Origin of the sequence: Salmonella sp. NW1250, from assembly GCF_051812965.1 — a bacterium.
Classification (GTDB): Bacteria; Pseudomonadota; Gammaproteobacteria; order Enterobacterales; family Enterobacteriaceae; genus Salmonella; species Salmonella enterica.
On record NZ_JAMNDD010000001.1, the window covers coordinates 616,429 to 642,014 of the forward strand.

Consider the following 25,586-nt stretch of genomic DNA (forward strand, 5'->3'; position numbering starts at 1 on the left):
TTGAACAAAATAATGAGAATAACCATGCAAACACCAAAACCCACGCTCGAACTATTGACCTGCGATGCCGCCTACCGGGAAAACCCAACGGCGCTTTTTCATCAGGTCTGCGGCGATCGCCCGGCAACGCTGCTGCTGGAATCCGCGGATATCGACAGTAAAGACGATTTAAAAAGCCTGCTGCTGGTAGATAGCGCGCTGCGCATTACCGCTTTAGGTGACGCTGTCACTATTCAGGCGTTATCTGATAATGGCGCCTCGTTATTGCCGCTCCTGGATACCGCCCTGCCCGCTGGCGTGGAGAACGAGGTCCTGCCTGCCGGTCGCGTTCTACGCTTCCCGCCCGTCAGCCCATTATTAGATGAAGACGCCCGTTTATGCTCTCTGTCGGTATTTGATGCGTTCCGCCTGTTACAGGGAGTGGTGAACATACCGACGCACGAGCGGGAGGCTATGTTTTTCGGCGGTCTGTTTGCCTACGACCTGGTCGCTGGCTTTGAAGCGCTGCCACACCTTGAGGCTGGCAATAACTGCCCGGACTACTGCTTTTATTTAGCGGAAACGCTGATGGTGATAGACCATCAGAAAAAAAGCACCCGTATTCAGGCCAGTCTGTTCACCGCCAGCGACCGGGAAAAACAGCGCCTGAACGCCCGCCTGGCGTACCTTAGCCAACAGTTAACCCAGCCTGCGCCGCCGTTGCCGGTCACGCCGGTGCCGGACATGCGCTGCGAATGCAATCAGAGCGATGACGCGTTCGGCGCGGTGGTACGCCAGTTGCAAAAAGCCATCCGCGCGGGGGAGATATTTCAGGTGGTGCCGTCGCGCCGCTTTTCACTGCCCTGCCCGTCGCCGTTGGCTGCCTACTACGTGCTGAAAAAGAGCAACCCCAGCCCGTATATGTTCTTTATGCAGGATAATGATTTCACGCTTTTCGGCGCGTCGCCGGAAAGCTCGCTGAAATATGACGCCGCCAGTCGTCAGATTGAGATTTACCCCATCGCGGGTACCCGTCCACGCGGTCGCCGCGCTGATGGTACGCTGGACAGAGATCTCGACAGCCGTATTGAGCTGGACATGCGTACCGACCATAAAGAGCTTTCCGAACATCTGATGCTGGTCGATCTGGCGCGCAATGACCTGGCGCGCATCTGTACGCCGGGCAGTCGCTACGTTGCCGATCTGACAAAAGTTGACCGCTATTCGTACGTGATGCATCTGGTTTCCCGGGTGGTGGGCGAACTGCGTCACGATCTCGACGCGCTGCACGCCTATCGCGCCTGCATGAACATGGGCACCCTGAGCGGCGCGCCGAAAGTACGCGCCATGCAGTTGATTGCCGATGCGGAAGGACAGCGCCGCGGCAGCTATGGCGGCGCGGTCGGTTACTTCACCGCCCACGGCGATCTGGACACCTGTATTGTTATCCGCTCCGCGCTGGTGGAGAACGGTATCGCCACCGTACAGGCGGGCGCCGGAATCGTGCTGGACTCTGTTCCGCAGTCTGAAGCCGATGAAACCCGTAATAAAGCGCGCGCCGTATTGCGTGCTATCGCCACCGCGCATCATGCACAGGAGACCTTCTGATGGCTGATATTCTGCTGCTCGATAACATCGACTCGTTTACCTGGAACCTGGCAGATCAGCTACGGACCAACGGTCATAACGTGGTGATTTACCGTAACCATATTCCGGCACAGACGCTTATCGATCGCCTGGCGACAATGAAAAATCCGGTGCTAATGCTCTCCCCCGGTCCGGGCGTTCCCAGCGAGGCAGGCTGTATGCCGGAGCTGCTGACCCGACTACGCGGCAAGTTACCGATCATCGGCATTTGTCTGGGGCATCAGGCGATTGTCGAAGCTTACGGCGGTTATGTCGGTCAGGCGGGAGAAATCCTGCATGGCAAAGCCTCCAGCATTGAGCATGACGGTCAGGCGATGTTCGCCGGGCTGGCGAATCCGCTACCGGTCGCGCGTTATCATTCGCTGGTCGGCAGTAATGTTCCTGCCGGGCTAACCATTAACGCCCATTTCAACGGCATGGTGATGGCGGTACGTCATGATGCGGATCGCGTTTGCGGTTTTCAATTTCATCCTGAGTCCATCCTGACGACACAGGGCGCGCGTCTACTGGAGCAAACATTAGCCTGGGCGCAGCAAAAGCTGGAACCGACCAACACCCTACAGCCAATTCTGGAGAAACTCTATCAGGCGCAAACTCTGACGCAACAAGAGAGCCATCAGTTGTTTTCGGCGGTCGTCCGCGGCGAACTTAAGCCTGAACAGCTCGCCGCCGCGCTGGTGAGCATGAAAATTCGCGGCGAGCATCCCAATGAAATTGCCGGCGCCGCCACTGCGTTGCTGGAAAATGCCGCCCCGTTCCCGCGCCCGGAGTATCTGTTTGCGGATATCGTTGGTACCGGCGGCGATGGCAGTAACAGTATCAATATCTCTACCGCCAGCGCCTTTGTCGCAGCGGCCTGTGGACTGAAAGTGGCGAAACACGGCAACCGTAGCGTGTCCAGCAAATCGGGGTCATCCGATCTGCTGGCGGCGTTCGGTATTAATCTGGATATGAACGCCGATAAATCACGTCAGGCGTTAGATGAACTGGGCGTCTGTTTCCTGTTTGCGCCGAAATATCACACCGGATTCCGTCACGCGATGCCGGTTCGCCAACAGTTAAAAACGCGAACCCTGTTCAACGTACTCGGCCCGCTGATCAACCCGGCGCATCCGCCGCTGGCATTGATTGGCGTCTATAGCCCGGAACTGGTGCTGCCGATTGCGGAAACCTTACGGGTACTGGGCTATCAGCGCGCGGCGGTGGTACATAGCGGCGGCATGGATGAGGTTTCGCTCCATGCGCCGACGATTGTCGCGGAGCTGCATGACGGCGAAATTAAAAGCTATCAACTTACGGCGGAGGATTTTGGCCTGACGCCTTACCATCAGGATCAGTTGGCTGGCGGCACGCCGGAAGAAAACCGTGACATTCTGACGCGGTTATTACAAGGTAAAGGCGATGCCGCGCATGAGGCCGCCGTCGCCGCCAACGTGGCGATGCTGATGCGTCTGCATGGTCAGGAAGATCTCAAGGCCAACGCGCAAACCGTGCTTGATGTTCTGCGCAACGGCACCGCATATGACAGAGTCACCGCACTGGCGGCAAGAGGGTAAATAATGCAAACCGTTTTAGCGAAAATCGTCGCAGACAAGGCGATTTGGGTAGAAGCCCGCAAACAGCAACAGCCGCTGGCCAGCTTTCAAAATGAGATCCAGCCAAGTACACGCCATTTTTATGATGCGCTCCAGGGCGCGCGTACCGCCTTTATTCTGGAGTGTAAGAAAGCATCGCCATCAAAAGGCGTGATTCGCGACGATTTCGATCCGGCGCGTATTGCCAGTATTTATAAACATTACGCCTCGGCGATCTCGGTGCTCACCGACGAAAAATATTTTCAGGGGAGCTTCGATTTTCTGCCGGTCGTTAGCCAAAGCGCGCCGCAGCCGATTCTGTGTAAGGATTTTATTATCGATCCCTATCAGATCTACCTTGCCCGTTACTATCAGGCCGATGCCTGTTTACTGATGCTCTCGGTTCTGGATGACGAACAGTATCGCCAACTCTCCGCCGTCGCGCACAGTCTGAAAATGGGCGTGCTCACGGAAGTCAGTAATGACGAAGAACGGGAGCGCGCGATAGCGTTAGGCGCAAAAGTGGTAGGTATCAACAATCGCGATCTGCGCGATCTGTCGATTGATTTGAATCGCACCCGCCAGCTGGCGCCAAAGCTGGGCCACGGCGTGACTGTCATCAGCGAGTCCGGGATTAACACCTATGGTCAGGTACGCGAACTGAGCCACTTCGCCAACGGTTTTTTAATTGGCTCCGCGTTAATGGCGCATGACGATCTTAACGCCGCCGTCCGTCGCGTGCTGCTTGGCGAGAATAAAGTCTGCGGCCTGACCCGCGCCCAGGACGCTAAAGCGGCCTGTGACGCTGGCGCAATATATGGCGGGTTGATTTTTGTACCCTCATCTCCGCGCGCGGTGAGCGTTGAGCAGGCGCGAGAAGTGATAAGCGGCGCGCCATTGCAGTATGTCGGCGTTTTTAAGAACGCTGATATCGCCGATGTTTGCCAGAAAGCCGCCGTCCTGTCGCTTTCTGCCGTACAGCTACATGGCAGCGAAGACCAGGCGTATGTCAACGCGCTGCGCGAGGCGTTGCCGCGCAATGTGCAAATCTGGAAGGCGCTGAGCGTTAGCGATGCCCTTCCCGCACGCGATTATCACCATGTCGATAAATACATTTTCGACAATGGGCAAGGCGGCAGCGGGCAGCGCTTCGACTGGTCACTGCTACAGGGGCAACCGCTGGATAATGTATTACTGGCGGGCGGGCTGGCGGCCGATAACTGCGTCCAGGCGGCGCAAGTCGGCTGTGCCGGTCTCGATTTTAATTCAGGTGTGGAGTCACAGCCGGGCATCAAAGATGCTCGTCTTCTGGCCTCAGTTTTTCAGACACTGCGCGCATATTAAGGAAAAAACATGACAACACTTCTCAATCCCTACTTTGGTGAATTCGGCGGCATGTATGTGCCGCAGATCCTGATGCCTGCGCTGAACCAGCTTGAAGAGGCCTTCGTCAGCGCGCAAAAAGATCCTGAATTTCAGGCGCAATTCGCCGATCTGCTAAAAAACTACGCGGGACGCCCCACCGCGCTGACGAAATGCCAGAACATTACCGCCGGTACGCGTACCACGTTGTATTTAAAGCGCGAAGATTTACTGCACGGCGGCGCACACAAAACCAATCAGGTACTGGGTCAGGCGCTGCTGGCCAAACGGATGGGGAAAAGCGAGATTATCGCTGAAACCGGCGCCGGTCAGCACGGCGTCGCCTCTGCGCTCGCCAGCGCCCTGCTGGGTCTGAAATGCCGTATCTATATGGGCGCCAAAGACGTTGAGCGCCAGTCGCCGAACGTCTTCCGTATGCGTCTGATGGGCGCTGAGGTCATCCCGGTTCATAGCGGCTCCGCTACGCTAAAAGATGCCTGTAACGAGGCGCTGCGCGACTGGTCCGGTAGTTACGAAACCGCGCACTATATGCTCGGCACGGCGGCAGGACCGCATCCCTATCCCACCATCGTTCGCGAGTTCCAGCGCATGATTGGCGAAGAGACGAAAGCGCAAATCCTCGACAAAGAGGGCCGTCTGCCAGATGCCGTTATCGCTTGCGTCGGTGGCGGCTCAAACGCTATCGGGATGTTTGCGGATTTTATTAATGATACCGACGTCGGGCTAATAGGCGTTGAACCTGGCGGTCACGGTATTGAAACCGGCGAGCATGGCGCGCCGCTTAAACATGGTCGCGTTGGCATCTATTTCGGGATGAAAGCGCCGATGATGCAAACAGCGGACGGGCAAATTGAAGAGTCCTATTCCATTTCCGCCGGGCTCGATTTCCCATCCGTTGGGCCGCAACATGCGTACCTGAATAGCATCGGACGCGCGGATTATGTCTCCATTACCGATGATGAGGCGCTGGAAGCCTTCAAAACGTTGTGCCGCCATGAGGGAATTATCCCGGCGCTGGAATCCTCCCACGCGTTGGCGCACGCTCTGAAAATGATGCGCGAGCAGCCGGAAAAAGAGCAACTGCTGGTGGTCAATCTCTCTGGCCGCGGAGATAAAGACATCTTTACCGTACACGATATCCTGAAAGCGCGAGGGGAAATCTGATGGAACGCTACGAAAATTTATTTGCCCAACTCAACGATCGCCGGGAAGGCGCTTTTGTTCCCTTCGTAACTCTGGGCGACCCTGGCATTGAACAGTCACTGAAAATTATCGACACACTGATTGACGCTGGCGCCGACGCTCTGGAACTGGGGGTTCCCTTCTCCGATCCGCTGGCCGATGGCCCTACCATCCAGAATGCGAACTTACGCGCCTTCGCCGCTGGCGTCACGCCGGCTCAGTGTTTTGAAATGCTGGCGCTGATTCGTGAAAAACACCCGACCATTCCGATTGGCCTGCTAATGTACGCGAATCTGGTGTTCAATAACGGCATAGATGCGTTCTATGCCCGTTGTGAACAGGTTGGCGTAGATTCCGTGCTGGTCGCAGATGTCCCGGTTGAAGAATCGGCCCCCTTCCGCCAGGCGGCGTTACGGCATAACATCGCGCCGATCTTCATCTGCCCGCCAAATGCGGATGACGATCTTCTGCGCCAGGTCGCATCTTACGGCCGCGGTTACACCTACCTGCTTTCGCGTTCGGGCGTCACCGGCGCGGAAAACCGTGGCGCATTGCCGTTGCATCATCTCATTGAGAAGCTTAAAGAGTACCATGCCGCGCCTGCGTTACAGGGCTTCGGTATCTCCTCGCCGGAACAGGTGTCTGCGGCCGTGCGTGCCGGGGCGGCTGGCGCTATCTCCGGCTCAGCCATTGTCAAGATTATCGAGAAAAACCTCGCGTCTCCCGAACAGATGTTGGCGGAGCTCAGGTCCTTTGTCTCAGCGATGAAAGCCGCCAGCCGCGCATAACGGGTTAAGCCGTCAGCATAACGCTGGCGGCTTAATGAGAGGTTGGCACCGAACCAGAATCACGATTCAGATGTAGATCATCAATCTTTTTGGTGTTATTCCCCGTCCAGCTTTCAAAAAGTCTGAAGTCAATTTTTGCTAAGAAAACTCCTAATCACGCCGAAAAATTTAGCGTTTTCACGTCAATTTCCCCCGCCTTTATATAAAGAAATGTCAACAAACAATGCATTAACGTTTCCAGGGCCGCAGATAGTGACGCTTGTTATTAATAACAATGCAAAGCATTTTCTGTTAAATCGCTTATTCTAAAAGAAAATATAGAATATATTATCCCTAAACCATTTTTTGTGCGTTATTTACGCGGTAAATCACAACTATTTCCGTCAATTTGACTAATCGGTTTAACCAACTAATTTTAATAGGGTGTCGACACGGTTAAAACCGATTTTTTCAGCAAGCAACGAGACAGGAGAAATAATATGGCCGAACATCGTGGTGGTTCAGGAAATTTCGCCGAGAATCGTGAAAAAGCATCTGAAGCGGGCCGCAAAGGCGGTCAGCATAGCGGTGGGAATTTCAAAAACGATCCGCAACGAGCTTCTGAAGCCGGTAAAAAAGGTGGTCAGAATAGTCACGGCGGACGTAAATCCGATAATTCCTGATTTACTGTAATGTAAATATAACACATGCTTTTATCAAGCAATCTGCGAGTCTTCTGGCTCGCAGTATTTTGCCCAGGAGAATTAGATTTATGAATATCAAAACCGTTGAAGACCTTTTTATCCATCTACTTTCAGATACCTATAGTGCAGAAAAACAATTAACCAAGGCTCTTCCTAAACTTGCCAGAGCCACGTCCAATGAAAAATTAAGCCAGGCCTTTCAATCTCATCTTGAAGAAACCCAGGGTCAGATTGAACGTATTGATCAGATCGTCGAATCTGAATCTGGCATTAAACTGAAAAGAATGAAATGCGTCGCTATGGAAGGGCTGATTGAAGAAGCCAATGAAGTCATCGAAAGTACGGAGAAAAACGAAGTACGCGATGCAGCGCTTATCGCCGCGGCGCAAAAAGTCGAGCATTACGAAATCGCCAGCTACGGCACGCTAGCCACCCTGGCCGAGCAGCTCGGCTATAGCAAGGCATTAAAACTGCTCAAAGAAACCCTCGACGAGGAAAAACAAACTGATTTAAAACTTACCGATTTAGCAGTCAGCAATGTTAATAAAAGTGCTGAACGCAAATCGAAATAATATTTTTAATTATCAGCTTGCATGATTCCGATTTTATTATCGGAGCAGATTATCACGCATTGAGGAATTTAAAATGAATTATACTGAACATTATCATGACTGGCTTCGTGACGCCCATGCCATGGAAAAACAGGCAGAATCGATGCTTGAATCTATGGCCAGCCGTATTGAAAATTATCCTGATATAAAAGCCAGAATTGAACAACATATTAGTGAAACCAAACATCAAATTACCATGCTCGAAGAAGTGTTGGACCGTAATGGCATTTCCCGTTCGGTGTTGAAAGATTCCATGAGTAAAATGGCAGCAATGGGGCAATCTATCGGTGGCATGTTCCCTTCCGATGAAATTGTCAAAGGTTCAATTAGCGGTTATGTTTTCGAGCAGTTCGAAATTGCTTGTTATACCTCCCTGCTGGCGGCGGCAAAAAAAGCTGGCGACACTGCCTCAATTCCGACGATTGAAGCCATTCTGAAAGAAGAAATGCAAATGGCTGACTGGCTGATCAAACATATTCCGCAGACAACGGAACAATTTTTACTGCGATCTGAAGCAGATGGCGTTGAAGCCAAAAAATAAATAATAAGCAGGAGGCAATATGTTTCGACACGTAAAACAACTTCAATATACTGTGCGAGTGAGCGAACCTAATCCTGGATTAGCGAACCTGCTGCTGGAACAGTTTGGCGGCCCGCAGGGCGAACTGGCGGCCGCCTGCCGCTACTTCACGCAAGGTTTAAGCGATGATGATGCCGGTCGTAGAGAAATGTTAATGGACATCGCCACCGAGGAGCTGAGTCATCTGGAAATTATCGGCTCACTGGTAGGAATGCTTAATAAAGGCGCTAAAGGCGAGCTGGCGGAAGGTACCGAAAACGAAGCGGAACTTTATCGCTCGCTGACGCAGAATGGTAATGACAGCCATATCACCTCTCTGCTGTATGGCGGCGGCCCGGCGTTGACAAACTCCGGCGGCGTACCGTGGACCGCGGCTTATATTGATACTATCGGCGAAGTCACAGCCGATCTACGCTCAAACATCGCGGCAGAGGCGCGAGCGAAGATCATTTATGAACGCCTGATTAATCTGACCGACGATCCTGGCGTAAAAGACACGCTCAGTTTCTTAATGACCCGTGAAGTCGCGCACCAGCTCTCTTTTGAAAAGGCGCTGTATTCGATTCGTAACAACTTCCCGCCGGGTAAATTACCGCCGGTAGAACAGTATACCGACGTGTACTACAACATGTCGCAAGGCGACGATCCGCGAGGTAGCTGGAATAGCGATGAGAACTTCAACTATGTCGCAGAACCGATGCCTGCTGTTGATGGCGGCGATGGCCTGGCGACAGTGAAATTGCCGCGCGAGCAGATGGCGCTGCTCAAAGCGATGGCAGAAAGAACGAAATCGGACCCCACCGTTGATCCTCTCACTGGCGCAGAACTAGGCTGCGGCGAACCGAAAGAAGACAAGTGAGTTCCGACAAGTAAAATCCGTGTGTCATGTCCTTTTTTGACCCCGCCTGGCGGGGTCTTTTTTCGTCACAACATCACGCGATTAGAAACGATAGCCTGCCGAGAACATAAATACCCATGGGTCCAGACGCACGCTGTCATGCTGCTGCACGCCGCCCATTTTATAATTGGCGGTAGTATCAATATCCATGTACCAGACAGAGGCGCCAATTAACCAGTCGCGGTTAATCAGGTAATCTACCCCAACTTGCCCTGCCGCGCCCCAGGAATCCTTAAAGCTCAGATCGGACAGCCCGGTCTTTTTACCATTATCGTTAAAGTCGTTATCGAAGAAGGTGGTGTAGTTCACCCCCACGCCGACATAAGGACGCACTTTGCTGCTGGAATCGCCGAAGTACCACTGCGCCATTAACGTTGGCGGTAACAGGTGGACCGTGGCGATATCACCCGTCGCGCCCGTACCCACCTTATGGCGGAACGGCGTGGCCGCCAGCAATTCAACCCCGATATTGTCCGTCGCCATGTAAGTGAATGTCAGGCCGAGTTGCGTGTTATTACTCACATCAAACCCGTTTAAATGCCCCAGCGTACCACCCGCCCCTTCTGTAGGTCTGACGGTTGCCGGACCTGCACGCATAAAGAATTCTCCGGCTTCGTGCGCGAACGCGCTGCCTGAGAGAAGAGTTGTTAACGCCAGTGCCGCCACTGTAAATTTTTTCATACCCGCTCCATCGTTATGGTTATAAAAGCGTGATGAATATACCCACAATGAAGTAATAAGTGATCTAACACAGATCACATTTGTTCTTATAATTTAACATTTATTGATCCAGATTAATTTAGAACTTGTATTGAAAATCCTGGTTATAGGAATTCAGATCAATTTTGACATATTCACGCTATGCAAATATTTGTCTGCTCCTGTTGCCCTGGCGATAAAGGCTGGCTAAGGTAATCAATGTCCCGCAATGGCGCGTGGCGTTAAGATTCGCGAACACTGCGGGACAGATTAATTTCCGTTGTAATCTATTGATACGTGAGTTTTTTGCAGGTGAATCATGAGCGTTCTTAACCCATGCATGACATGCGGTGCCTGTTGTGCCTATTTTCGTGTCTCCTTTTATTGGGCTGAAGGCGACGATGCCAGCGGACGCGTTCCGGCGTCATTAACCGAGCCCGTTACCCCTTTTTTACGTTGTATGGCCGGTACCAACCAAAAACAGCCGCACTGTAAAGCGCTAATTGGCACGCCGGGTGAAAACGTCAGTTGCGCTATTTATGAAAACCGCCCTTCAACCTGTCGCGAATTTTCGATATCGGGCGAAGGAGGCGAAGTGAATGAGGCATGCAATCGCGCCCGCGCGCGATACGGATTACCGCCGCTTTACAAAGATATGCTTTTCCATACAACTGCTGATGCTGCCACTGTAGAGTTATCCAGGGTACAATTGCCCGCAAATTAACACCTGCAAAACTCAAGGAGAGTGCATGTCTATCACGGCGAAGTCCGTTTACCGTGACGCCGGAAATTTTTTCCGAAATCAATTTATTACTATCTTGCTGGTTTCGTTGCTGTGCGCATTTATCACGGTGGTCTTAGGTCATGCCTTTTCACCCAGCGATGCGCAAATCGCGCAACTCAGTGAAGGAGAACATCTGGCAGGCAGCGCTGGCCTGTTTGAGCTGGTACAAAATATGACGCCGGAGCAGCAGCAGATCCTGTTGCGCGCCTCTGCCGCCTCGACGTTTTCCGGGCTTATCGGCAATGCTATTCTGGCCGGCGGTATCATCCTGATGATTCAGTTAGTTTCAGCGGGACATCGGGTTAGCGCGCTGCGCGCTATCGGCGCCAGCGCCCCTGCATTGCCTAAACTGTTTATTCTTATTTTTCTGACTACCCTGTTAGTGCAAATCGGTATAATGCTGATTGTCGTTCCGGGGATTATTATGGCCATTGTGCTGGCGCTTGCGCCAGTGATGTTGGTTGAAGAGAAAATGGGCGTGTTTGCCGCAATGCGCAGCAGTATGCGTTTAGCCTGGGCTAACATGAGACTGGTCGCGCCCGCGGTGATAGGCTGGTTACTGGCTAAAACATTGCTATTGCTGTTCGCGCCCAGCTTCGCTGTACTGACCCCAAATGTAGGCGCTGTACTGGCGAATACGTTGAGCAATCTGATTTCCGCAGTATTGCTTATCTACTTATTCCGCCTGTATATGTTGATTCGCCAATAATCCGCAATGCGCCGTTACGCGGCGCATTCGACGCTCGTTGATGATGGAATTGAAGAATGAAGCAGTTTCTGGATTTTTTACCGCTGGTTGTCTTTTTTGCGTTTTATAAACTTTATGACATCTATGCGGCGACCTCCGCACTGATTGTCGCGACGGCAATCGTGCTGATTTATAGCTGGGTGCGCTATCGGAAAATAGAGAAGATGGCGCTGATTACCTTTGTTCTGGTTGCCGTCTTCGGCGGTCTGACGCTCTTCTTCCATAACGATGAATTTATTAAATGGAAGGTGACGGTTATTTATGCGCTGTTCGCCGGCGCGCTGTTAATAAGCCAGTGGGTGATGAAAAAACCGTTAATCCAACGTATGTTAGGTAAAGAACTGGCGTTGCCGCAGCAGGTCTGGTCAAAGCTGAACCTGGCGTGGGCGCTGTTTTTTATTGCGTGCGGTCTGGCTAACATTTATATCGCCTTCTGGTTGCCGCAAAATATCTGGGTCAACTTTAAGGTCTTTGGACTCACGGCGCTGACGCTCATTTTTACCCTGCTGAGCGGCGTCTATATCTACCGGCATCTGCCACAGGAAGATAAATCATAACCCTCCCGTGACTTATCATCGCCAGACTGCGAACGCCTGGCGATATTTTCTCCGCCTTTACGCCCTGCGCTTTCCCGTCAGTACTTTTATTCCCACTATTCTCCACACAAAATTCATAGTAGCATCGCGGCTGTAATTTTTTCTGATAGTCGGTTTTACAATGACAACAATGGATAATACTCCTCAGGGCGAGCTGGTTTTACGTACATTGGCCATGCCTGCCGATACCAATGCGAACGGCGATATTTTTGGCGGCTGGCTGATGTCGCAAATGGATATTGGCGGCGCGATACTAGCCAAAGAGATCGCGCACGGTCGGGTTGTAACCGTACGCGTGGAAGGAATGACATTTCTGCGCCCCGTCGCGGTTGGCGATGTCGTATGTTGCTACGCGCGCTGCGTTAAACGCGGTACGACGTCTATTAGCATCAATATTGAAGTCTGGGTTAAAAAAGTCGCGTCAGAACCGATTGGACAGCGCTACAAGGCCACCGAGGCGCTGTTTATTTATGTTGCCGTCGATCCGGACGGTAAACCTCGCCCGCTCCCGGTTCAGGGTTAAGTATACCCGCTTACGCCGCCAGCAGGTGATGGTATATTCCTGGCTGGCGGCGCCAGAGATTACTCAATCTGCGCCGTACCGTTCAGACGGAAGATAATATTGACCACCAGCCCGGAACCCGGCTTGCCTGCTTCATAGCGCCATTTGCGCATCGCATTCTTAACTTCACGCTCAAACATATTGGCTGGCTGCGCGGACAGAATCTGTACATTTTCCACTCGCCCAGCAGCGGTCACGTCAAACTTCACCTTTACGCGGCCTTCAATACGTAACGCCTGTGCTCGCGCCGGATACTGCGGCTGGTTACGGCTCAGAGCGCGAGGTCCAGTGGGCACGCTCACCGCCGGCTTGCTGGTCGCCGACGCGGTGCTGCTTGTTGGCCGCGCCGGGGCGCTATTTTCAAACGGTGAGGCAGGACGCGGCGCGGCCGGTTTGACTTCGCGCTTCGGCTGCTCTTCAACCTTTTTCACCGGTTCCGGTTTCGGTTTCGGCTTGGGTTTTGGCTTAGGTTTGGGTTTCTCAATCACCACGGGCGCTTCTTTAGGCGGTTCAGGGATCGGCTCTGGCTCCGGTTCGGGTTCAACCACCGGCTCCGGCGGCGGCTGAACCGCCTGGGGCGGCTCCAGGTCGGCGGGTGAAACCATTGTCACCGTGATAGGCTGCGCTGGCGCAGGCAATTCAATAACCTGATGTACCGAGGTATAGAGCAAACCTGCCACTACAGCACCATGAATGCCTACGGAAAGGAGTGTCGGCCAGGGAAAGCGACGAGGTAAATCAAGGGTCATTGAAGTCATAATCGTTTCAGTTGAAAAACCAGAGCTGAATTTTAAATGCAAATAGCAATCATATTCAATAAGGCATTGCCGATAGCGGCATTTAAAAGATGATATCGCACAAAAACACCACACAAAATGTGCATGTTTAACAAAGTCGGTATCTTTACATTGCAGATAAAGGCCCTTTCCAATAACGTAATCAGCAACTTTTACCGATTAAGGAGCTCTACCCGTGCTGTATGTTATTTACGCTCAGGATAATGCCAACTCGCTTGAAAAACGCCTCTCGGTACGGCCCGCGCATCTGGCGCGCCTGCAACTTCTGCATGATGAAGGGCGATTATTAACTGCCGGGCCGATGCCCGCAGTGGACAGTAACGATCCTGGGGTAGCCGGATTTACCGGGTCAACGGTGATTGCTGAATTTGAATCTTTAGAAGCGGCGCAATCCTGGGCTGATGCGGACCCCTACGTCGCAGCGGGCGTCTATGCGCAGGTTTCGGTCAAACCGTATAAGAAGATCTTTTGAAAAGGATGGCCTGTTGGGCACCGCATACGGTGCCCTTTCTGGCTCACACACCGTGAATCGCAAAGAGTAATGAATTACGCTGACGATTAAAGATGCATTTCCTGATGGTATGGATACGCATATTACGGCGTGATTGCCCTTCAAGCCAACGCGCTTTACGGCGGCTCGCCTGACGTAGCATTCGCCAGCGCCCCACTTCCGTTCTACTACGCTTCATGTTTACGACTCTCACTGTAACAGAAGCGCCATTATACCCCCTCGCCGGATGCAGACCAGCGCTTTTCCCGTGTTTTTATTTGCCATGTGAATCCTGACGCGTAAACTCTTAACAACACGCTTTCTAAAGGATTTTTAAAGTTATGACAACCTTCTACACCGTGGTGAGTTGGCTGGTCATTTTGGGATACTGGGTTCTCATTGCCGGCGTCACATTACGTATTCTAATGAAACGGCGCGCAGTTCCCTCCGCAATGGCCTGGTTGTTAATCATCTATATCCTTCCGCTGGTCGGGATCATCGCCTATTTGTCCGTGGGCGAATTGCATTTAGGCAAACGTCGCGCCGAGCGTGCCCGCGCCATGTGGCCGTCTACCGCCAAATGGTTGAATGACCTCAAAGCCTGCAAACACATTTTCGCGCAAGAAAACAGTAGCGTCGCATCGTCCTTGTTTAAGCTGTGCGAACGACGTCAGGGGATTGCGGGCGTCAAAGGCAACCAGTTGCAATTGCTTACCGACTCCGATGATGTCATGCAGGCGCTTATTCGCGATATCCAACTGGCGCGGCATAATATCGAAATGGTGTTTTACATCTGGCAGCCAGGCGGCATGGCGGATCAGGTCGCTGAATCGCTAATGGCCGCCGCCCGCCGCGGCATCCACTGCCGGCTTATGCTGGATTCCGCGGGTAGCGTCGCTTTCTTCCGCAGCCCCTGGGCGGCCATGATGCGTAACGCTGGCATTGAAGTCGTAGAGGCGCTGAAGGTGAATCTGATGCGCGTCTTTTTACGCCGTATGGATCTTCGCCAGCACCGTAAAATGGTGATGATTGACAATTACATCGCCTATACCGGCAGTATGAATATGGTGGACCCGCGTTTTTTCAAACAGGATGCCGGCGTTGGGCAATGGGTCGATTTGATGGCGCGGATGGAGGGCCCCGTGGCGACAGCAATGGGGATTGTTTACTCCTGCGATTGGGAAATCGAGACGGGTAAACGCATTCTGCCTCCCCCGCCGGATGTGAATATTATGCCGTTTGAGCAGGCCAGCGGGCATACCATTCATACCATTGCTTCCGGTCCTGGTTTTCCGGAAGACCTCATTCACCAGGCACTATTAACCGCCACCTATGCTGCGCGCGAATATTTAATTATGACCACGCCATATTTCGTCCCCAGCGACGATCTGCTGCACGCTATTTGTACCGCTGCGCAGCGCGGCGTGGATGTCAGTATTATCCTGCCCCGTAAAAATGATTCACTGCTCGTCGGCTGGGCCAGTCGCGCCTTTTTCAGCGAGTTACTGGCGGCGGGCGTGAAAATCTATCAGTTCGAAGGCGGGCTGTTGCATACCAAAAGCGTGCTGGTCGATGGCGAACTGAGCCTGGTCGGTACCGTGAATCTCGACATGCGTAGCCTGTGGCTTAATTTCGAGATTACGCTGGTCATTGATGATACGGGTTTCGGCGCCGATCTGGCTGCGGTACAAGACGATTATATTTCGCGCTCCCGCCTGTTAGATGCGCGTTTGTGGGTAAAACGTCCGTTATGGCAGCGTATTACCGAGCGATTGTTTTACTTCTTTAGTCCATTGCTGTAAAACGTGACCAACATGAGTAAACAGGTAGTCACTATGGAAATGGATCTGAACAATCGCCTGACTGAAGACGAAACGCTTGAGCAGGCTTACGATATTTTTCTTGAGCTGGCGGCGGATAATCTTGATCCGGCTGATATCATTCTGTTCAATTTGCAATTCGAGGAGCGCGGCGGCGCGGAGTTGTTTGATCCCGCTGAAGACTGGCAAGAGCACGTCGATTTTGACCTGAATCCAGACTTTTTTGCCGAGGTGGTGATTGGCCTGGCGGATACCGAAGACGGCGAAATTAACGACATTTTCGCCCGCGTTCTGCTGTGCCGGGAAAAGGACCACAAGCTGTGCCATATTCTCTGGCGCGAATAAGCGGTTCAGGCCGGACGGCGTCTGATTGCGCCCTCCGGCAAGCCTGTTTAATCCGGTAGCTTACTGCCGCATCGGTTACAATATTGCGCGCTATGTTCATGCTGGCTTTGCTGGCACTGCGGACATTTTCGCTGCCAGTGACGTTTTTGAAACGCGCTGCTCATGTGCGTGGTAATCAGTCCTGTAGGAATCGCAATCACCGAATAGCCAATCAAAATAAGCACCGACGCGACAATACGTCCCAGCGGCGTATGCGGCGTAATATCACCGTACCCCACGGTTGTGACTGTCACTATCGCCCAATACACCGAGGCATTAAGCGTCGTAAAGCCATATTTCGGTCCTTCAATAAGATACATCAGGGCACCGAAAATAATCATCACGATCGCAATAAATGAATAGAACAGAATAAGCTGATGACGCGCGCTAATAATGGCGCTCCAGAATACGCGCAGGGATGGCATAAAGCGTAGCAGTTTAAGAATACGCAGCACGCGAATCGCTCGCATAGCACGCCAGGCAAACATATAGTTCAGGCTAATTTCCGGCCACAGCCACATGACGTACAGCGGCAAAATCGTCACCAGATCAATAAATCCCCAGAAACTAAAAACGTATTTTGCCGGTTCGGGCCAGCTAAACAGTCTGAGCAAGTATTCACCGGTAAATATCAGGGTAACGCAGAGCTCCAGCCAGACAAAAATATGCCATTCATCAAATGTCAGGTGATATTCCGTTCCTACGCCTGATTCAACAAAAATGACCAGTACGCTAAGCAGCGCAAACAGCGCGCATAACCCTTCAAAACGGCGACCTGAGCGCGTAGTCAAATCGAACAGATTATGATAAAGACGACGGCGAACCGACGACAAAGAAAGTGACACGGTAACCTCACCTAAAAGAAGGGCTGACGAATTGTCAGCCCTTGCGATTATAACGGGTCTACTTTAAGGCAGGAAACGGCATGGCGAAAACTCCCTTCCAGCACCGGTCGCGTTTGCGCGCATTCTGGCCCGGCTAGCGGACAGCGTGTACGGAACACGCAGCCGGAAGGCGGGTTAATGGGCGAAGGTAATTCGCCCTCCAGCAATTGTATCTTCTTATTTCGCTCCAGATCGGGATCGGGAATCGGTACCGCCGACATCAGCGCTTTGGTATAAGGATGCAGTGGATTATGGTACACCTCATCATAGGTGCCCAATTCTACCGCATGACCGAGATACATCACCAGGACACGATCGGATATGTGCTTTACGACCGCCAGATCGTGCGCAATAAAAATCAACGACAGCCCCATCTCTCGCTGTAACTGCTGGAGCAAATTCACCACCTGCGCCTGAATAGAAACGTCCAGCGCCGACACCGGCTCATCGCAAATAATGAGCTTAGGTTCCAGGATCAACGCCCGGGCGATACCGATGCGCTGGCACTGCCCCCCGGAAAATTCATGGGGATAACGGTTGATGAGGTTCGGCAACAGCCCCACTTTCAGCATCATGGCTTTCACGCGGTCACGCACGTCCTGGCGCGAAAGCTTAGGATGATAAGTGCGCAGCGGTTCAGCGATAATTTCGCCAATCGTCATTCGCGGGTTGAGTGACGCCAGCGGGTCCTGGAAAATCATCTGGATATCGCTGCGCACTTCGCGCCACTCATCCGCTTTCATGCCCAGCAGATCTTTTCCCAGCCAGGCGACTTTACCGTCTGTCGCCTTCACCAGACCAATAATGGCGCGCGCAAACGTCGACTTGCCGCAGCTGGATTCGCCCACCACGCCCAGCGTTTCGCCTTCATACAGGCGTAGCGTAACGCCGTCCACCGCTTTCAGGGTTTTCGGCGGTTGCCAGAACCACTGCTTCCCTTCTTTGATATCAAAATGTACTTTCAGATCGGCGATTTCGAGGAGAACTTTACGTTGTTCAATCACAGCATTCATAGCAGTTCCTCCACCGGTTTAAAACAGGCGCGCAAGCGACCAGGACTGAACGCTTCAAGTGGCGGCGCATTATTGCAGATCTCCATCGCATGAGGACAACGCGGCTGGAATGGACAACCTTTAGGCAAACGCAATAAATTGGGAGGATTGCCCGGAATCGTCAGCATTTCCGCCCCCTCGCTATCCAGACGCGGCACCGCATTAAGCAGGCCTATCGAATACGGATGAACGGGCTGATAAAAGACATCGCGCGCCTTACCGTATTCCATGGTACGCCCGGCATACATTACCAGGACCTTATCGCAAATACCCGCGACCACGCCCAGATCGTGGGTAATCATGATAATGGCGGTATTAAATTCGCGCTTTAGCTCATTAAGCAAGGTCATAATCTGCGCCTGCACGGTAACATCAAGCGCGGTGGTAGGCTCATCGGCAATAAGCAGTTTCGGCCTGCACAACAGCGCCATCGCAATCATCACACGTTGACGCATTCCGCCGGAAAATTCGTGCGGGTACATTTTCATCCGTTTGCGCGCTTCCGGCATTTTTACGGCATCCAGCATTCTGACGGACTCTTCAAAAGCTTCCGCTTTGCTCATCCCTTTATGCAGCATCAGGACTTCCATTAACTGCTCCCCAACGCGCATATAAGGATTTAGCGAGGTCATCGGGTCCTGAAAAATCATCGAAATCTGTTCTGCGCGCAGCGTATTCAGTTCGCGCTCAGGTAGATTAAGAATTTCACGTCCGTTAAAGGTCGCGGAACCGCCGATTCGACCATTCGTCGCCAGCAATCCCATTAATGCGAACGCCGTTTGCGATTTCCCCGATCCAGACTCGCCAACAATACCTAACGTTTCTCCAGCGCGAAGCGTAAAGTTCAGATCGTTGACCGCCGTCACATCACCATCAGGCGTAGCGAACGTAACACGAAGATCGTTTACCTCCAGCAGTACATTCGCCGGTTGCGGCGCCTGAGTTGCGGTTTCTGATAAGCTCATGGCTGTACTCCTTAACGATCTTTCGGGTCGAGGGCATCACGCAGGCCATCGCCAATAAAGTTAAAACAGAATAACGTCACCACGAGAAAACCAGCCGGAAACAGCAGCAGCCACGGTGAGACTTCCATTGAATTTGCGCCATCGCTCAATAACGCTCCCCAACTGCTTAACGGTTCCTGCGTCCCAAGCCCCAGGAAACTGAGGAAAGACTCAAACAGAATCATGCTGGGCACCAGCAACGATGCATACACTACCACTACGCCCAGGACGTTAGGCACAATATGGCGGATCACAATGCTGGCGGTCGACACACCTCCCACCTGCGCGGCTTCGATGAACTCTTTACGTTTAAGACTTAGGGTTTGGCCACGCACGATACGCGCCATATCAAGCCAGGAGACCATGCCGATGGCGACGAAAATCAACAGAATGTTCTGCCCAAAAAACGTCACCAGCAAAATCACAAAGAACATAAACGGGAACGAGTTGAGGATCTCCAACAAACGCATCATCACAGAATCAATTTTGCCGCCCAGATACCCGGACAGCGAGCCATACAGCGTTCCGACAATGACCGCCACCAGCGCGGCGGCAATCCCGACCATCAATGAGATACGCCCGCCGATGGCAACGCGCACCAACAGATCGCGCCCGGAAGAGTCAGTGCCGAAATAGTGGCCGGACGCCATATCCGGCGCGCTGGACATCATGCCCCAGTCGGTATCGAAATAGGTAAATTGCGACAGCATAGGCGCCACTGTCACGAACAGGGCTATCAGAAACAGGACAATAAGACTGGCCACCGCCGCACGGTTATGCATAAAGCGCCGGCGGGCATCTTGCCAAAGGCTGCGACCTTCCACCTCCAGCTTTTCACTGAAATTTTCCAGCGTCTCGCTGTTTTTCTTACTTAACATCATCGCGAGCTCCAGTATCAATAGCGAATTTTCGGGTCGATAACGGCATAGAGCACATCGACAATGGCGTTAAATAATATGGTCAGCGCCCCGACTAAAATGGTCAAACTTAACACCAGCGAGTAATCGCGGTTGAGCGCGCCATTAACGAAAAGCTGCCCAATGCCCGGTAAGCCATAAATAGTTTCAATCACCATTGAGCCGGTAATAATGCCGACAAAGGCTGGCCCCATATAGGATAAAACCGGCAGCAGCGCAGGTTTTAACGCATGGCGGAAGATGATTCTGCGCATCGGTAATCCTTTTGCCCGCGCGGTACGAATAAAGTTCGAATGCAGAACTTCAATCATTGAGCCGCGCGTAATACGAGCGATGCTGGCAATATAGGCCAGTGAAAGCGCGACCATCGGCAGGATCATAAATTTTAACGCCCCGCCGTTCCAGCCGCCGCCAGGCAGCCATTGCAAGGTTATCGCAAAGACCATCACCAGTAACGGCGCCACCACAAAACTGGGGATAACGACGCCGGTCATGGCAAATCCCATCACCGTATAATCCCATCGCGTATTTTGCTTTAGCGCGGCAATCACGCCAGCGCTGACACCAATAATGACCGCCAGCAAAAAAGCGGCGGCGCCAAGTTTCGCCGAAACGGGGAAGCTGGCGGCAACCAGATCGTTGACCGTGTAATCTTTGTATTTAAACGATGGTCCAAAATCGCCATGCGCCAGCTGCTTCAGGTAGCTGAAGTATTGCGTCATGATGGGATCGTTCAGATGATATTTTGCTTCAATATTGGCCAGCACTTCCGGCGGCAATGCGCGCTCGCCGGTAAAAGGGCTACCCGGCGCGAGGCGCATCATAAAGAAAGAGATGGTAATAAGAATAAACAGCGTCGGAATCGCTTCCAGACAGCGGCGTAAAATAAATTTCAACATTGCCCGTACCTTCTGGCCTGTGCCTTTACTTCCCGGACGTGACAAACAGATCAGCCAGGGAAAGTTATAGTGCGATGAAAAAAGACACCATGGGACAACCGCAGTTGTCCCATGTCTTGCCATTAATGTTTGATAATATATAAGTTTTTCACATAAATATTATCCAGCGGGTCTTTACCGGTATACCCGCCCACCCAGGGTTTCACCAGGCGCGCGTTAACGTAGTAATACACCGGCACAATAGCCGAGTCTTTATCTAACTGCTGCTCCGCTTTAGCATAGAGTTCGCTGCGCTGCGTATCGTCCGCCACTTTCAGCGTGTCGGCAATCAGCTTATCAAACGCCGGGCTCTTATAATGCGCGGTGTTATTTGAACTGTCGGACAACATGGTATTCAGGAACGAGGTCGGTTCATTATAATCTGCGCACCACCCGGCTCTGGCGACATCAAAGGTGCCCTGATGACGGGTATCCAGGAAGGTTTTCCATTCCTGATTCTCCAGATTCACATTGACGCCCAGATTTTTCTTCCAGATAGACGCCACGGCAATAGCCAGTTTTTTATGCAGATCGGAGGTGTTATACAGCAGGTCGAATGTTAAGGGCTTATCCGCCGTAAAGCCGGCTTCAGCCAACAATTTCTTCGCTTCTTCATTACGCTTTTTCTGGGACCATTTGAACCACTCAGGCTCTACCAGTTTTGCGCCATCGGTATACGGCGGCGTATAGCTATAAGCGGGTAAATCGCCCTGATTTTTAACCTTATTAACAATAATGTCGCGATCTAACGCCAGTTTCAGCGCGGTACGCACGCGGACATCGTTAAACGGCGCTTTTTGATTATTAATTTCGTAATAATAGGTACACAAATAAGGGTCTACGCGGACTTCATTCGGGATCTCTTTCTTCAGTTTCTGGAATAATTCGATCGGCATATTGTTATAAGTCATATCGATCTCGCCGCTGCGGTAGCGGTTGACATCCGTCACCTCCGAAGAGATAGGCAAATAAGTTACCTGATTGATGACGGTTTTGTCGTTATCCCAGTATTGCGGGTTACGCTCCAGCACGATACGTTCGTTCACCACCCAGTTTTTTAACTTATAAGCGCCGTTAGTGACAATATTGGCCGGTTGTGTCCACTTATCGCCAAATTTTTCGACCGCTGATTTCGGTACAGGAGACACTGAAGGGTGGACCAACAATTTGTAGAAATAAGGCACCGGCTCACTTAAGGTCACTTCAAAGGTGTGATCATCAAGCGCTTTTACCCCCAGATCGGTGGCGGGTTTTTTACCGGCGATAATGTCATCGATATTAGCGATATGACCGTATTGCAGATAGCTGGCGTACGGCGATGCCGTATTAGGATCGGCCAGGCGTTGCCAGCTATAAACGAAATCATGGGCGGTGACGGGCGTACCATCTGACCATTTCGCATTTTCACGTAGATGGAATGTCCAGACTTTAAAATCTTTATTTTCCCATTTTTCCGCGACGCCCGGTGAAGGATGCCCCTCGACATCACTAATTAATAAGCCTTCGAAGAGGTCACGGCTGACGTTCGATTCCGGCACGCCTTCAATTTTATGCGGGTCGAGAGACTGCACTTCTGATCCGTTATTACGTACCAACGTTTGCTTGTCGGCTAACTGAACGCCGGCGGGCACGTCTGCCGCAGTCGCGGCGCTGGCGGCGATGAGCGCAGTGAGTATTCCCGCTGCAATCAAACTTTTTTTCGTGATGTTAGACATTGTGTTTGTACTCCACTCATTATAATTACTGGTTTTTACCAGCCTGTTTAATCCCGTCAGGGTTCCTGTACAGCACTGGTGGTGTACTGCCAGGTCTGTCACTGCTTTTGCTATCACCGACTTTATTTATTCTGACGATTCGTTCGATCGCCTTTCGTCGATTCGGTATACGACGTACCTGCCCACGTCGCATGTTATTTCTGACAACCATCTAAATGAAAATAGTTATCAACAATGTGAAATCTTCTGCAAAATGTTTGGCCGAAAAGTATCAAATGCGTTTCTGAACCGCCAATTCATTTTACAATTTTGTTAACCAATTCTCTTTTATGGAAAATTTCCTGCCCAGAAAAACGGTTAAAGAATGTTAAAAAGCTTTAATTTATTCTTTATAATCAATAATTTGAAAGAAAATCGCCTCACTGTCACAGCGTAGGATATACCTGCGCCAAAAAACACACACAAATTTAACAAATGCTCATTATTTAGCACATTCATCTACGATGGAGCTGAAACAACTAATAACATTTCAATAATCCTTCATCAAGCCCCAGAGTATGGTGTGAATAAAATAACAGTCCTACCGCTTCTCACGGACTCAGTAATGTTGATAATAGTTTGATTAATAAAAATAAATATCGTTAGATTATATTAGTATTTTTTATCATTAAAACGTTGAATGCTTATCAAAGTAAGAAGTGTTACGTGGGAATGTCACTGGGAATGTCACAAGGCGGCCCCCTTAGGGCGCCGCCTGTAAATCAACAGGTGGGAGTTTAGTTGAGCAAGCCGGGGAAAATGCCTTTTATTCCTGTGACAATAAATTCGATGCCGAGCGCCATTAACAACAACCCCATGATTCGGGTAATAACGTTGATACCGGTTTGCCCCAGCAAACGAACCAGCCACGGCGCCATACGGAACACGCCCCAGCAGCAAAGCGCAAAAAGCGCAATGGCAACTGAAAAGCCAAGCAAATGCGCGATGCTGTGATAACGCGTCCCCCAGACGATAGTGGAGCTAATCGCCCCTGGCCCCGCCATTAACGGCAGCGCTAACGGCACAACGCCAATGCTCTCGCGTATGGCCGTCTCTGACTTTTCTTGCTTGTTTTGTTTATCTTCCCCCAGCTTCCCGCTGATCATCGACATTGCAATGGTGACAACCAGGATACCGCCCGCAATTCTGAACGAGTCAATAGAAATACCAAACAGCTGCAGGATGCCATCGCCGAGGAATAAGGAACTCCACAAGATAATCGCAACCGACAGATTCGCGGTGAGGTTAGTTTTATTACGCGCCGTGGCCGTCTGGTAGCTGGTCATGCTGATGAAAACGGGGATAATCCCCACCGGGTTAACCAGCGCAAAGAGCCCGATAAAGAACTTAAAGTAAACAGGAAAATCAAAAAGCGGTTGAATCACGGTTAGCTCCGAAGCGTTAGCCGGATGAAGTCAATGTTCGTTAATGATCAAAACGCGCAGAAGATACGCCTTTTATTCGCATAGTTCACCTCTTATCTACACCTAATTTCATCCATTCATCGCTGTTATTTATATGTACTCGTTATGCTAATCCACTCACTCTTCATGACAACGATTTATTAACAATTTACATAAAAGGCTAAAATGGCCTGCTGAAAGGTGTCAGCTTTGCGTAATCTTGATTTAGATCACACAATCGCTACTCAGAAGTGAGTAATCTTGCTTACGCCACCTGGACGTAACGCGTTAGAGTTAAATGATACTAACGCAGAAGCTCTTTTAGTAAATCAGAGCGAAACGGACGTTAAGTAACCACCTGAATTTCAGGCGTTTATACAAAGTATCGTCGATCTGTCTATACTCACGTATCGCGCAGATGATTTACTAAAAAAGTTTAACATTATCAGGAGAGCATTATGGCTGTTACTAATGTCGCTGAACTTAACGCACTCGTAGAGCGTGTAAAAAAAGCCCAGCGTGAATATGCCAGTTTCACTCAAGAACAGGTCGACAAAATCTTCCGCGCCGCCGCTTTGGCAGCCGCTGATGCCCGCATTCCGCTGGCCAAAATGGCCGTCGCCGAATCCGGTATGGGTATCGTGGAAGACAAAGTGATTAAAAACCACTTCGCTTCTGAATATATTTACAATGCCTATAAAGATGAAAAAACCTGCGGCGTGCTGTCTGAAGACGACACCTTCGGGACCATCACCATTGCTGAACCTATCGGCATTATTTGCGGTATCGTTCCAACCACTAACCCAACCTCTACCGCGATCTTCAAATCGCTGATTAGCCTGAAGACCCGTAACGCCATCATCTTTTCTCCGCATCCGCGCGCTAAAGAAGCAACCAACAAAGCGGCAGACATCGTTCTGCAAGCGGCTATCGCTGCCGGCGCGCCGAAAGATCTGATTGGCTGGATCGATCAACCTTCCGTAGAACTGTCTAATGCGCTGATGCACCACCCGGATATTAACCTGATCCTCGCCACTGGCGGTCCAGGCATGGTTAAAGCAGCATACAGCTCCGGTAAACCGGCAATCGGCGTAGGCGCAGGCAACACCCCGGTTGTCATTGATGAAACCGCTGATATCAAACGCGCCGTGGCGTCTGTTCTGATGTCTAAAACCTTCGATAACGGCGTAATCTGTGCTTCTGAACAGTCTGTTGTCGTTGTTGATTCCGTCTATGATGCCGTTCGCGAACGTTTCGCCAGCCACGGCGGCTACATGCTGCAGGGCCAGGAGCTGAAAGCGGTTCAAAACGTTATCCTGAAAAATGGCGCTCTGAACGCCGCTATCGTCGGTCAGCCAGCCTACAAAATCGCTGAACTGGCAGGCTTCTCCGTACCAGAAACCACCAAGATTCTGATCGGTGAAGTTAC

General features: G+C 51.4%; 27 protein-coding genes and 1 other annotated feature (1 of these 28 running past the window's edge). Of the genes, 17 read left to right on the forward strand and 10 right to left on the reverse strand.

What is annotated here, in order from left to right:
• Nucleotides 1-2 (forward strand) — a sequence feature (Trp leader region) (it extends 94 nt beyond the left edge of the window).
• A gap of 22 nt (nucleotides 3-24) precedes the next feature.
• From trpE to NBA72_RS03160, 9 genes are all read left to right on the forward strand, one after another.
• A complete protein-coding gene (trpE, locus tag NBA72_RS03120; RefSeq protein ID WP_042947123.1) occupies nucleotides 25-1,587 on the forward strand; it encodes an anthranilate synthase component I in 1,563 nt (520 codons plus the stop codon).
• Nucleotides 1,587-3,182, forward strand: coding sequence for a bifunctional anthranilate synthase glutamate amidotransferase component TrpG/anthranilate phosphoribosyltransferase TrpD (gene trpD, locus NBA72_RS03125; protein ID WP_000763492.1), 1,596 nt, complete (start codon nucleotides 1,587-1,589; stop codon nucleotides 3,180-3,182). Before trpE ends, trpD begins: the two co-directional genes overlap by 1 nt.
• 3 nt (nucleotides 3,183-3,185) lie before the next feature.
• Nucleotides 3,186-4,544, forward strand: coding sequence for a bifunctional indole-3-glycerol-phosphate synthase TrpC/phosphoribosylanthranilate isomerase TrpF (trpCF, locus tag NBA72_RS03130; protein ID WP_001195281.1), 1,359 nt, complete (start codon nucleotides 3,186-3,188; stop codon nucleotides 4,542-4,544).
• Between the two features lie 9 nt (nucleotides 4,545-4,553).
• On the forward strand, nucleotides 4,554-5,747 hold the full coding sequence (gene trpB / locus NBA72_RS03135; RefSeq protein ID WP_000209483.1) for a tryptophan synthase subunit beta: 1,194 nt from the start codon (nucleotides 4,554-4,556) through the stop codon (nucleotides 5,745-5,747).
• Complete coding sequence (gene trpA / locus NBA72_RS03140) at nucleotides 5,747-6,553, forward strand: tryptophan synthase subunit alpha (protein ID WP_000443029.1); 807 nt, start codon at nucleotides 5,747-5,749, stop codon at nucleotides 6,551-6,553. The genes trpB and trpA overlap by 1 nt, the downstream gene beginning before the upstream one ends.
• Before the next feature lie 479 nt (nucleotides 6,554-7,032).
• Nucleotides 7,033-7,215: a general stress protein gene (locus NBA72_RS03145; protein ID WP_000807657.1), complete on the forward strand. Its 183-nt coding sequence runs from the start codon at nucleotides 7,033-7,035 to the stop codon at nucleotides 7,213-7,215.
• Between the two features lie 89 nt (nucleotides 7,216-7,304).
• Nucleotides 7,305-7,808: a YciE/YciF ferroxidase family protein gene (locus NBA72_RS03150; RefSeq protein WP_001022822.1), complete on the forward strand. Its 504-nt coding sequence runs from the start codon at nucleotides 7,305-7,307 to the stop codon at nucleotides 7,806-7,808.
• 73 nt (nucleotides 7,809-7,881) lie between these two features.
• Entirely contained in the window at nucleotides 7,882-8,388 is a 507-nt protein-coding gene (locus NBA72_RS03155) for a ferritin-like domain-containing protein (protein ID WP_001109977.1), read from the forward strand.
• Between the two features lie 19 nt (nucleotides 8,389-8,407).
• On the forward strand, nucleotides 8,408-9,286 hold the full coding sequence (locus tag NBA72_RS03160) for a manganese catalase family protein (protein ID WP_000488349.1): 879 nt from the start codon (nucleotides 8,408-8,410) through the stop codon (nucleotides 9,284-9,286).
• A gap of 81 nt (nucleotides 9,287-9,367) precedes the next feature.
• Here the strand turns inward: NBA72_RS03160 and ompW are convergent, their stop codons facing one another.
• Nucleotides 9,368-10,006: an outer membrane protein OmpW gene (gene ompW, locus NBA72_RS03165; RefSeq protein ID WP_000714798.1), complete on the reverse strand. Its 639-nt coding sequence runs from the start codon at nucleotides 10,004-10,006 to the stop codon at nucleotides 9,368-9,370.
• Between the two features lie 337 nt (nucleotides 10,007-10,343).
• On the opposite strand from ompW, the gene NBA72_RS03170 reads away from it, so the two are divergent.
• The 4 genes from NBA72_RS03170 to yciA all read left to right on the forward strand — a co-directional run bounded on the left by NBA72_RS03170 (nucleotide 10,344) and on the right by yciA (nucleotide 12,675).
• The gene (locus NBA72_RS03170) at nucleotides 10,344-10,748 is read left to right on the forward strand and encodes a YkgJ family cysteine cluster protein (protein WP_000114955.1); all 405 of its coding nucleotides are present in this window, start codon (nucleotides 10,344-10,346) and stop codon (nucleotides 10,746-10,748) included.
• A gap of 25 nt (nucleotides 10,749-10,773) precedes the next feature.
• On the forward strand, nucleotides 10,774-11,517 hold the full coding sequence (locus NBA72_RS03175) for a YciC family protein (RefSeq protein WP_000028507.1): 744 nt from the start codon (nucleotides 10,774-10,776) through the stop codon (nucleotides 11,515-11,517).
• A gap of 56 nt (nucleotides 11,518-11,573) precedes the next feature.
• On the forward strand, nucleotides 11,574-12,113 hold the full coding sequence (locus NBA72_RS03180) for a septation protein A (RefSeq protein WP_000808682.1): 540 nt from the start codon (nucleotides 11,574-11,576) through the stop codon (nucleotides 12,111-12,113).
• A gap of 160 nt (nucleotides 12,114-12,273) precedes the next feature.
• On the forward strand, nucleotides 12,274-12,675 hold the full coding sequence (gene yciA, locus NBA72_RS03185) for an acyl-CoA thioester hydrolase YciA (RefSeq protein WP_000210317.1): 402 nt from the start codon (nucleotides 12,274-12,276) through the stop codon (nucleotides 12,673-12,675).
• Nucleotides 12,676-12,734: 59 nt separating this feature from the next.
• On the opposite strand, the gene tonB is transcribed toward yciA, so the two are convergent.
• A complete protein-coding gene (gene tonB / locus NBA72_RS03190) occupies nucleotides 12,735-13,463 on the reverse strand; it encodes a TonB system transport protein TonB (protein WP_001534062.1) in 729 nt (242 codons plus the stop codon).
• Between the two features lie 223 nt (nucleotides 13,464-13,686).
• Between tonB and NBA72_RS03195 the strand changes: the two genes are divergently transcribed.
• Nucleotides 13,687-13,983: a YciI family protein gene (locus tag NBA72_RS03195; protein ID WP_000967605.1), complete on the forward strand. Its 297-nt coding sequence runs from the start codon at nucleotides 13,687-13,689 to the stop codon at nucleotides 13,981-13,983.
• A 43-nt stretch (nucleotides 13,984-14,026) separates the two neighbouring features.
• On the opposite strand, the gene NBA72_RS03200 is transcribed toward NBA72_RS03195, so the two are convergent.
• The gene (locus tag NBA72_RS03200; protein ID WP_001531561.1) at nucleotides 14,027-14,200 is read right to left on the reverse strand and encodes a YciY family protein; all 174 of its coding nucleotides are present in this window, start codon (nucleotides 14,198-14,200) and stop codon (nucleotides 14,027-14,029) included.
• 142 nt (nucleotides 14,201-14,342) lie between these two features.
• Here NBA72_RS03200 and cls point away from each other — a divergent pair, with 142 nt between their 5' ends.
• Together cls and NBA72_RS03210 are read left to right on the forward strand one after the other, a co-directional pair.
• On the forward strand, nucleotides 14,343-15,803 hold the full coding sequence (cls, locus tag NBA72_RS03205; protein WP_000206886.1) for a cardiolipin synthase: 1,461 nt from the start codon (nucleotides 14,343-14,345) through the stop codon (nucleotides 15,801-15,803).
• A 33-nt stretch (nucleotides 15,804-15,836) separates the two neighbouring features.
• Nucleotides 15,837-16,166, forward strand: coding sequence for an HI1450 family dsDNA-mimic protein (locus NBA72_RS03210; RefSeq protein ID WP_000425070.1), 330 nt, complete (start codon nucleotides 15,837-15,839; stop codon nucleotides 16,164-16,166).
• Between the two features lie 47 nt (nucleotides 16,167-16,213).
• Here NBA72_RS03210 and NBA72_RS03215 read toward each other — a convergent pair whose 3' ends face one another.
• The 7 genes from NBA72_RS03215 to NBA72_RS03245 all read right to left on the reverse strand — a co-directional run bounded on the left by NBA72_RS03215 (nucleotide 16,214) and on the right by NBA72_RS03245 (nucleotide 24,139).
• Nucleotides 16,214-17,050 carry an ion transporter gene (locus tag NBA72_RS03215; RefSeq protein WP_000059074.1) on the reverse strand — a complete coding sequence of 279 codons (837 nt, stop codon included), beginning with the start codon at nucleotides 17,048-17,050 and terminating at the stop codon, nucleotides 16,214-16,216.
• A gap of 47 nt (nucleotides 17,051-17,097) precedes the next feature.
• Nucleotides 17,098-18,102 carry a murein tripeptide/oligopeptide ABC transporter ATP-binding protein OppF gene (oppF, locus tag NBA72_RS03220; protein ID WP_439004980.1) on the reverse strand — a complete coding sequence of 335 codons (1,005 nt, stop codon included), beginning with the start codon at nucleotides 18,100-18,102 and terminating at the stop codon, nucleotides 17,098-17,100.
• Nucleotides 18,099-19,106, reverse strand: a complete 1,008-nt coding sequence (locus NBA72_RS03225) for an ABC transporter ATP-binding protein (RefSeq protein WP_000058857.1) — start codon at nucleotides 19,104-19,106, stop codon at nucleotides 18,099-18,101. The genes oppF and NBA72_RS03225 overlap by 4 nt, the downstream gene beginning before the upstream one ends.
• Nucleotides 19,107-19,117: 11 nt before the next feature.
• Nucleotides 19,118-20,026, reverse strand: coding sequence for an oligopeptide ABC transporter permease OppC (gene oppC / locus NBA72_RS03230; RefSeq protein ID WP_000979653.1), 909 nt, complete (start codon nucleotides 20,024-20,026; stop codon nucleotides 19,118-19,120).
• Nucleotides 20,027-20,040: 14 nt separating this feature from the next.
• Nucleotides 20,041-20,961: an oligopeptide ABC transporter permease OppB gene (gene oppB / locus NBA72_RS03235; protein WP_000911097.1), complete on the reverse strand. Its 921-nt coding sequence runs from the start codon at nucleotides 20,959-20,961 to the stop codon at nucleotides 20,041-20,043.
• Nucleotides 20,962-21,083: 122 nt separating this feature from the next.
• Nucleotides 21,084-22,715, reverse strand: coding sequence for an oligopeptide ABC transporter substrate-binding protein OppA (oppA, locus tag NBA72_RS03240; RefSeq protein ID WP_042947108.1), 1,632 nt, complete (start codon nucleotides 22,713-22,715; stop codon nucleotides 21,084-21,086).
• A gap of 776 nt (nucleotides 22,716-23,491) precedes the next feature.
• Nucleotides 23,492-24,139 (reverse strand): YchE family NAAT transporter, encoded by a 648-nt coding sequence (locus tag NBA72_RS03245; RefSeq protein ID WP_000615840.1) that lies wholly within the window; start codon nucleotides 24,137-24,139, stop codon nucleotides 23,492-23,494.
• 476 nt (nucleotides 24,140-24,615) lie between these two features.
• On the opposite strand from NBA72_RS03245, the gene NBA72_RS03250 reads away from it, so the two are divergent.
• The coding region (locus tag NBA72_RS03250) for an aldehyde dehydrogenase family protein (protein WP_023225327.1) at nucleotides 24,616-25,586 on the forward strand (971 nt) is incomplete at its 3' end.

Bases quoted from the DNA above. Each gene is read 5' to 3' on its own strand.
- NBA72_RS03225 (WP_000058857.1), bottom strand. From the start codon at position 19,106: ATGAGCTTATCAGAAACCGCAACTCAGGCGCCGCAACCGGCGAATGTA.
- yciA (WP_000210317.1), top strand. From the start codon at position 12,274: ATGACAACAATGGATAATACTCCTCAGGGCGAGCTGGTTTTACGTACA.
- NBA72_RS03150 (WP_001022822.1), top strand. From the start codon at position 7,305: ATGAATATCAAAACCGTTGAAGACCTTTTTATCCATCTACTTTCAGAT.
- trpA (WP_000443029.1), top strand. From the start codon at position 5,747: ATGGAACGCTACGAAAATTTATTTGCCCAACTCAACGATCGCCGGGAA.
- oppC (WP_000979653.1), bottom strand. From the start codon at position 20,026: ATGATGTTAAGTAAGAAAAACAGCGAGACGCTGGAAAATTTCAGTGAA.
- NBA72_RS03210 (WP_000425070.1), top strand. From the start codon at position 15,837: ATGGAAATGGATCTGAACAATCGCCTGACTGAAGACGAAACGCTTGAG.
- ompW (WP_000714798.1), bottom strand. From the start codon at position 10,006: ATGAAAAAATTTACAGTGGCGGCACTGGCGTTAACAACTCTTCTCTCA.
- oppF (WP_439004980.1), bottom strand. From the start codon at position 18,102: ATGAATGCTGTGATTGAACAACGTAAAGTTCTCCTCGAAATCGCCGAT.
- cls (WP_000206886.1), top strand. From the start codon at position 14,343: ATGACAACCTTCTACACCGTGGTGAGTTGGCTGGTCATTTTGGGATAC.
- trpE (WP_042947123.1), top strand. From the start codon at position 25: ATGCAAACACCAAAACCCACGCTCGAACTATTGACCTGCGATGCCGCC.
- NBA72_RS03160 (WP_000488349.1), top strand. From the start codon at position 8,408: ATGTTTCGACACGTAAAACAACTTCAATATACTGTGCGAGTGAGCGAA.
- oppA (WP_042947108.1), bottom strand. From the start codon at position 22,715: ATGTCTAACATCACGAAAAAAAGTTTGATTGCAGCGGGAATACTCACT.
- NBA72_RS03155 (WP_001109977.1), top strand. From the start codon at position 7,882: ATGAATTATACTGAACATTATCATGACTGGCTTCGTGACGCCCATGCC.
- trpD (WP_000763492.1), top strand. From the start codon at position 1,587: ATGGCTGATATTCTGCTGCTCGATAACATCGACTCGTTTACCTGGAAC.
- trpB (WP_000209483.1), top strand. From the start codon at position 4,554: ATGACAACACTTCTCAATCCCTACTTTGGTGAATTCGGCGGCATGTAT.
- tonB (WP_001534062.1), bottom strand. From the start codon at position 13,463: ATGACCCTTGATTTACCTCGTCGCTTTCCCTGGCCGACACTCCTTTCC.
- oppB (WP_000911097.1), bottom strand. From the start codon at position 20,961: ATGTTGAAATTTATTTTACGCCGCTGTCTGGAAGCGATTCCGACGCTG.
- NBA72_RS03175 (WP_000028507.1), top strand. From the start codon at position 10,774: ATGTCTATCACGGCGAAGTCCGTTTACCGTGACGCCGGAAATTTTTTC.
- NBA72_RS03145 (WP_000807657.1), top strand. From the start codon at position 7,033: ATGGCCGAACATCGTGGTGGTTCAGGAAATTTCGCCGAGAATCGTGAA.
- NBA72_RS03170 (WP_000114955.1), top strand. From the start codon at position 10,344: ATGAGCGTTCTTAACCCATGCATGACATGCGGTGCCTGTTGTGCCTAT.
- trpCF (WP_001195281.1), top strand. From the start codon at position 3,186: ATGCAAACCGTTTTAGCGAAAATCGTCGCAGACAAGGCGATTTGGGTA.
- NBA72_RS03180 (WP_000808682.1), top strand. From the start codon at position 11,574: ATGAAGCAGTTTCTGGATTTTTTACCGCTGGTTGTCTTTTTTGCGTTT.
- NBA72_RS03200 (WP_001531561.1), bottom strand. From the start codon at position 14,200: ATGAAGCGTAGTAGAACGGAAGTGGGGCGCTGGCGAATGCTACGTCAG.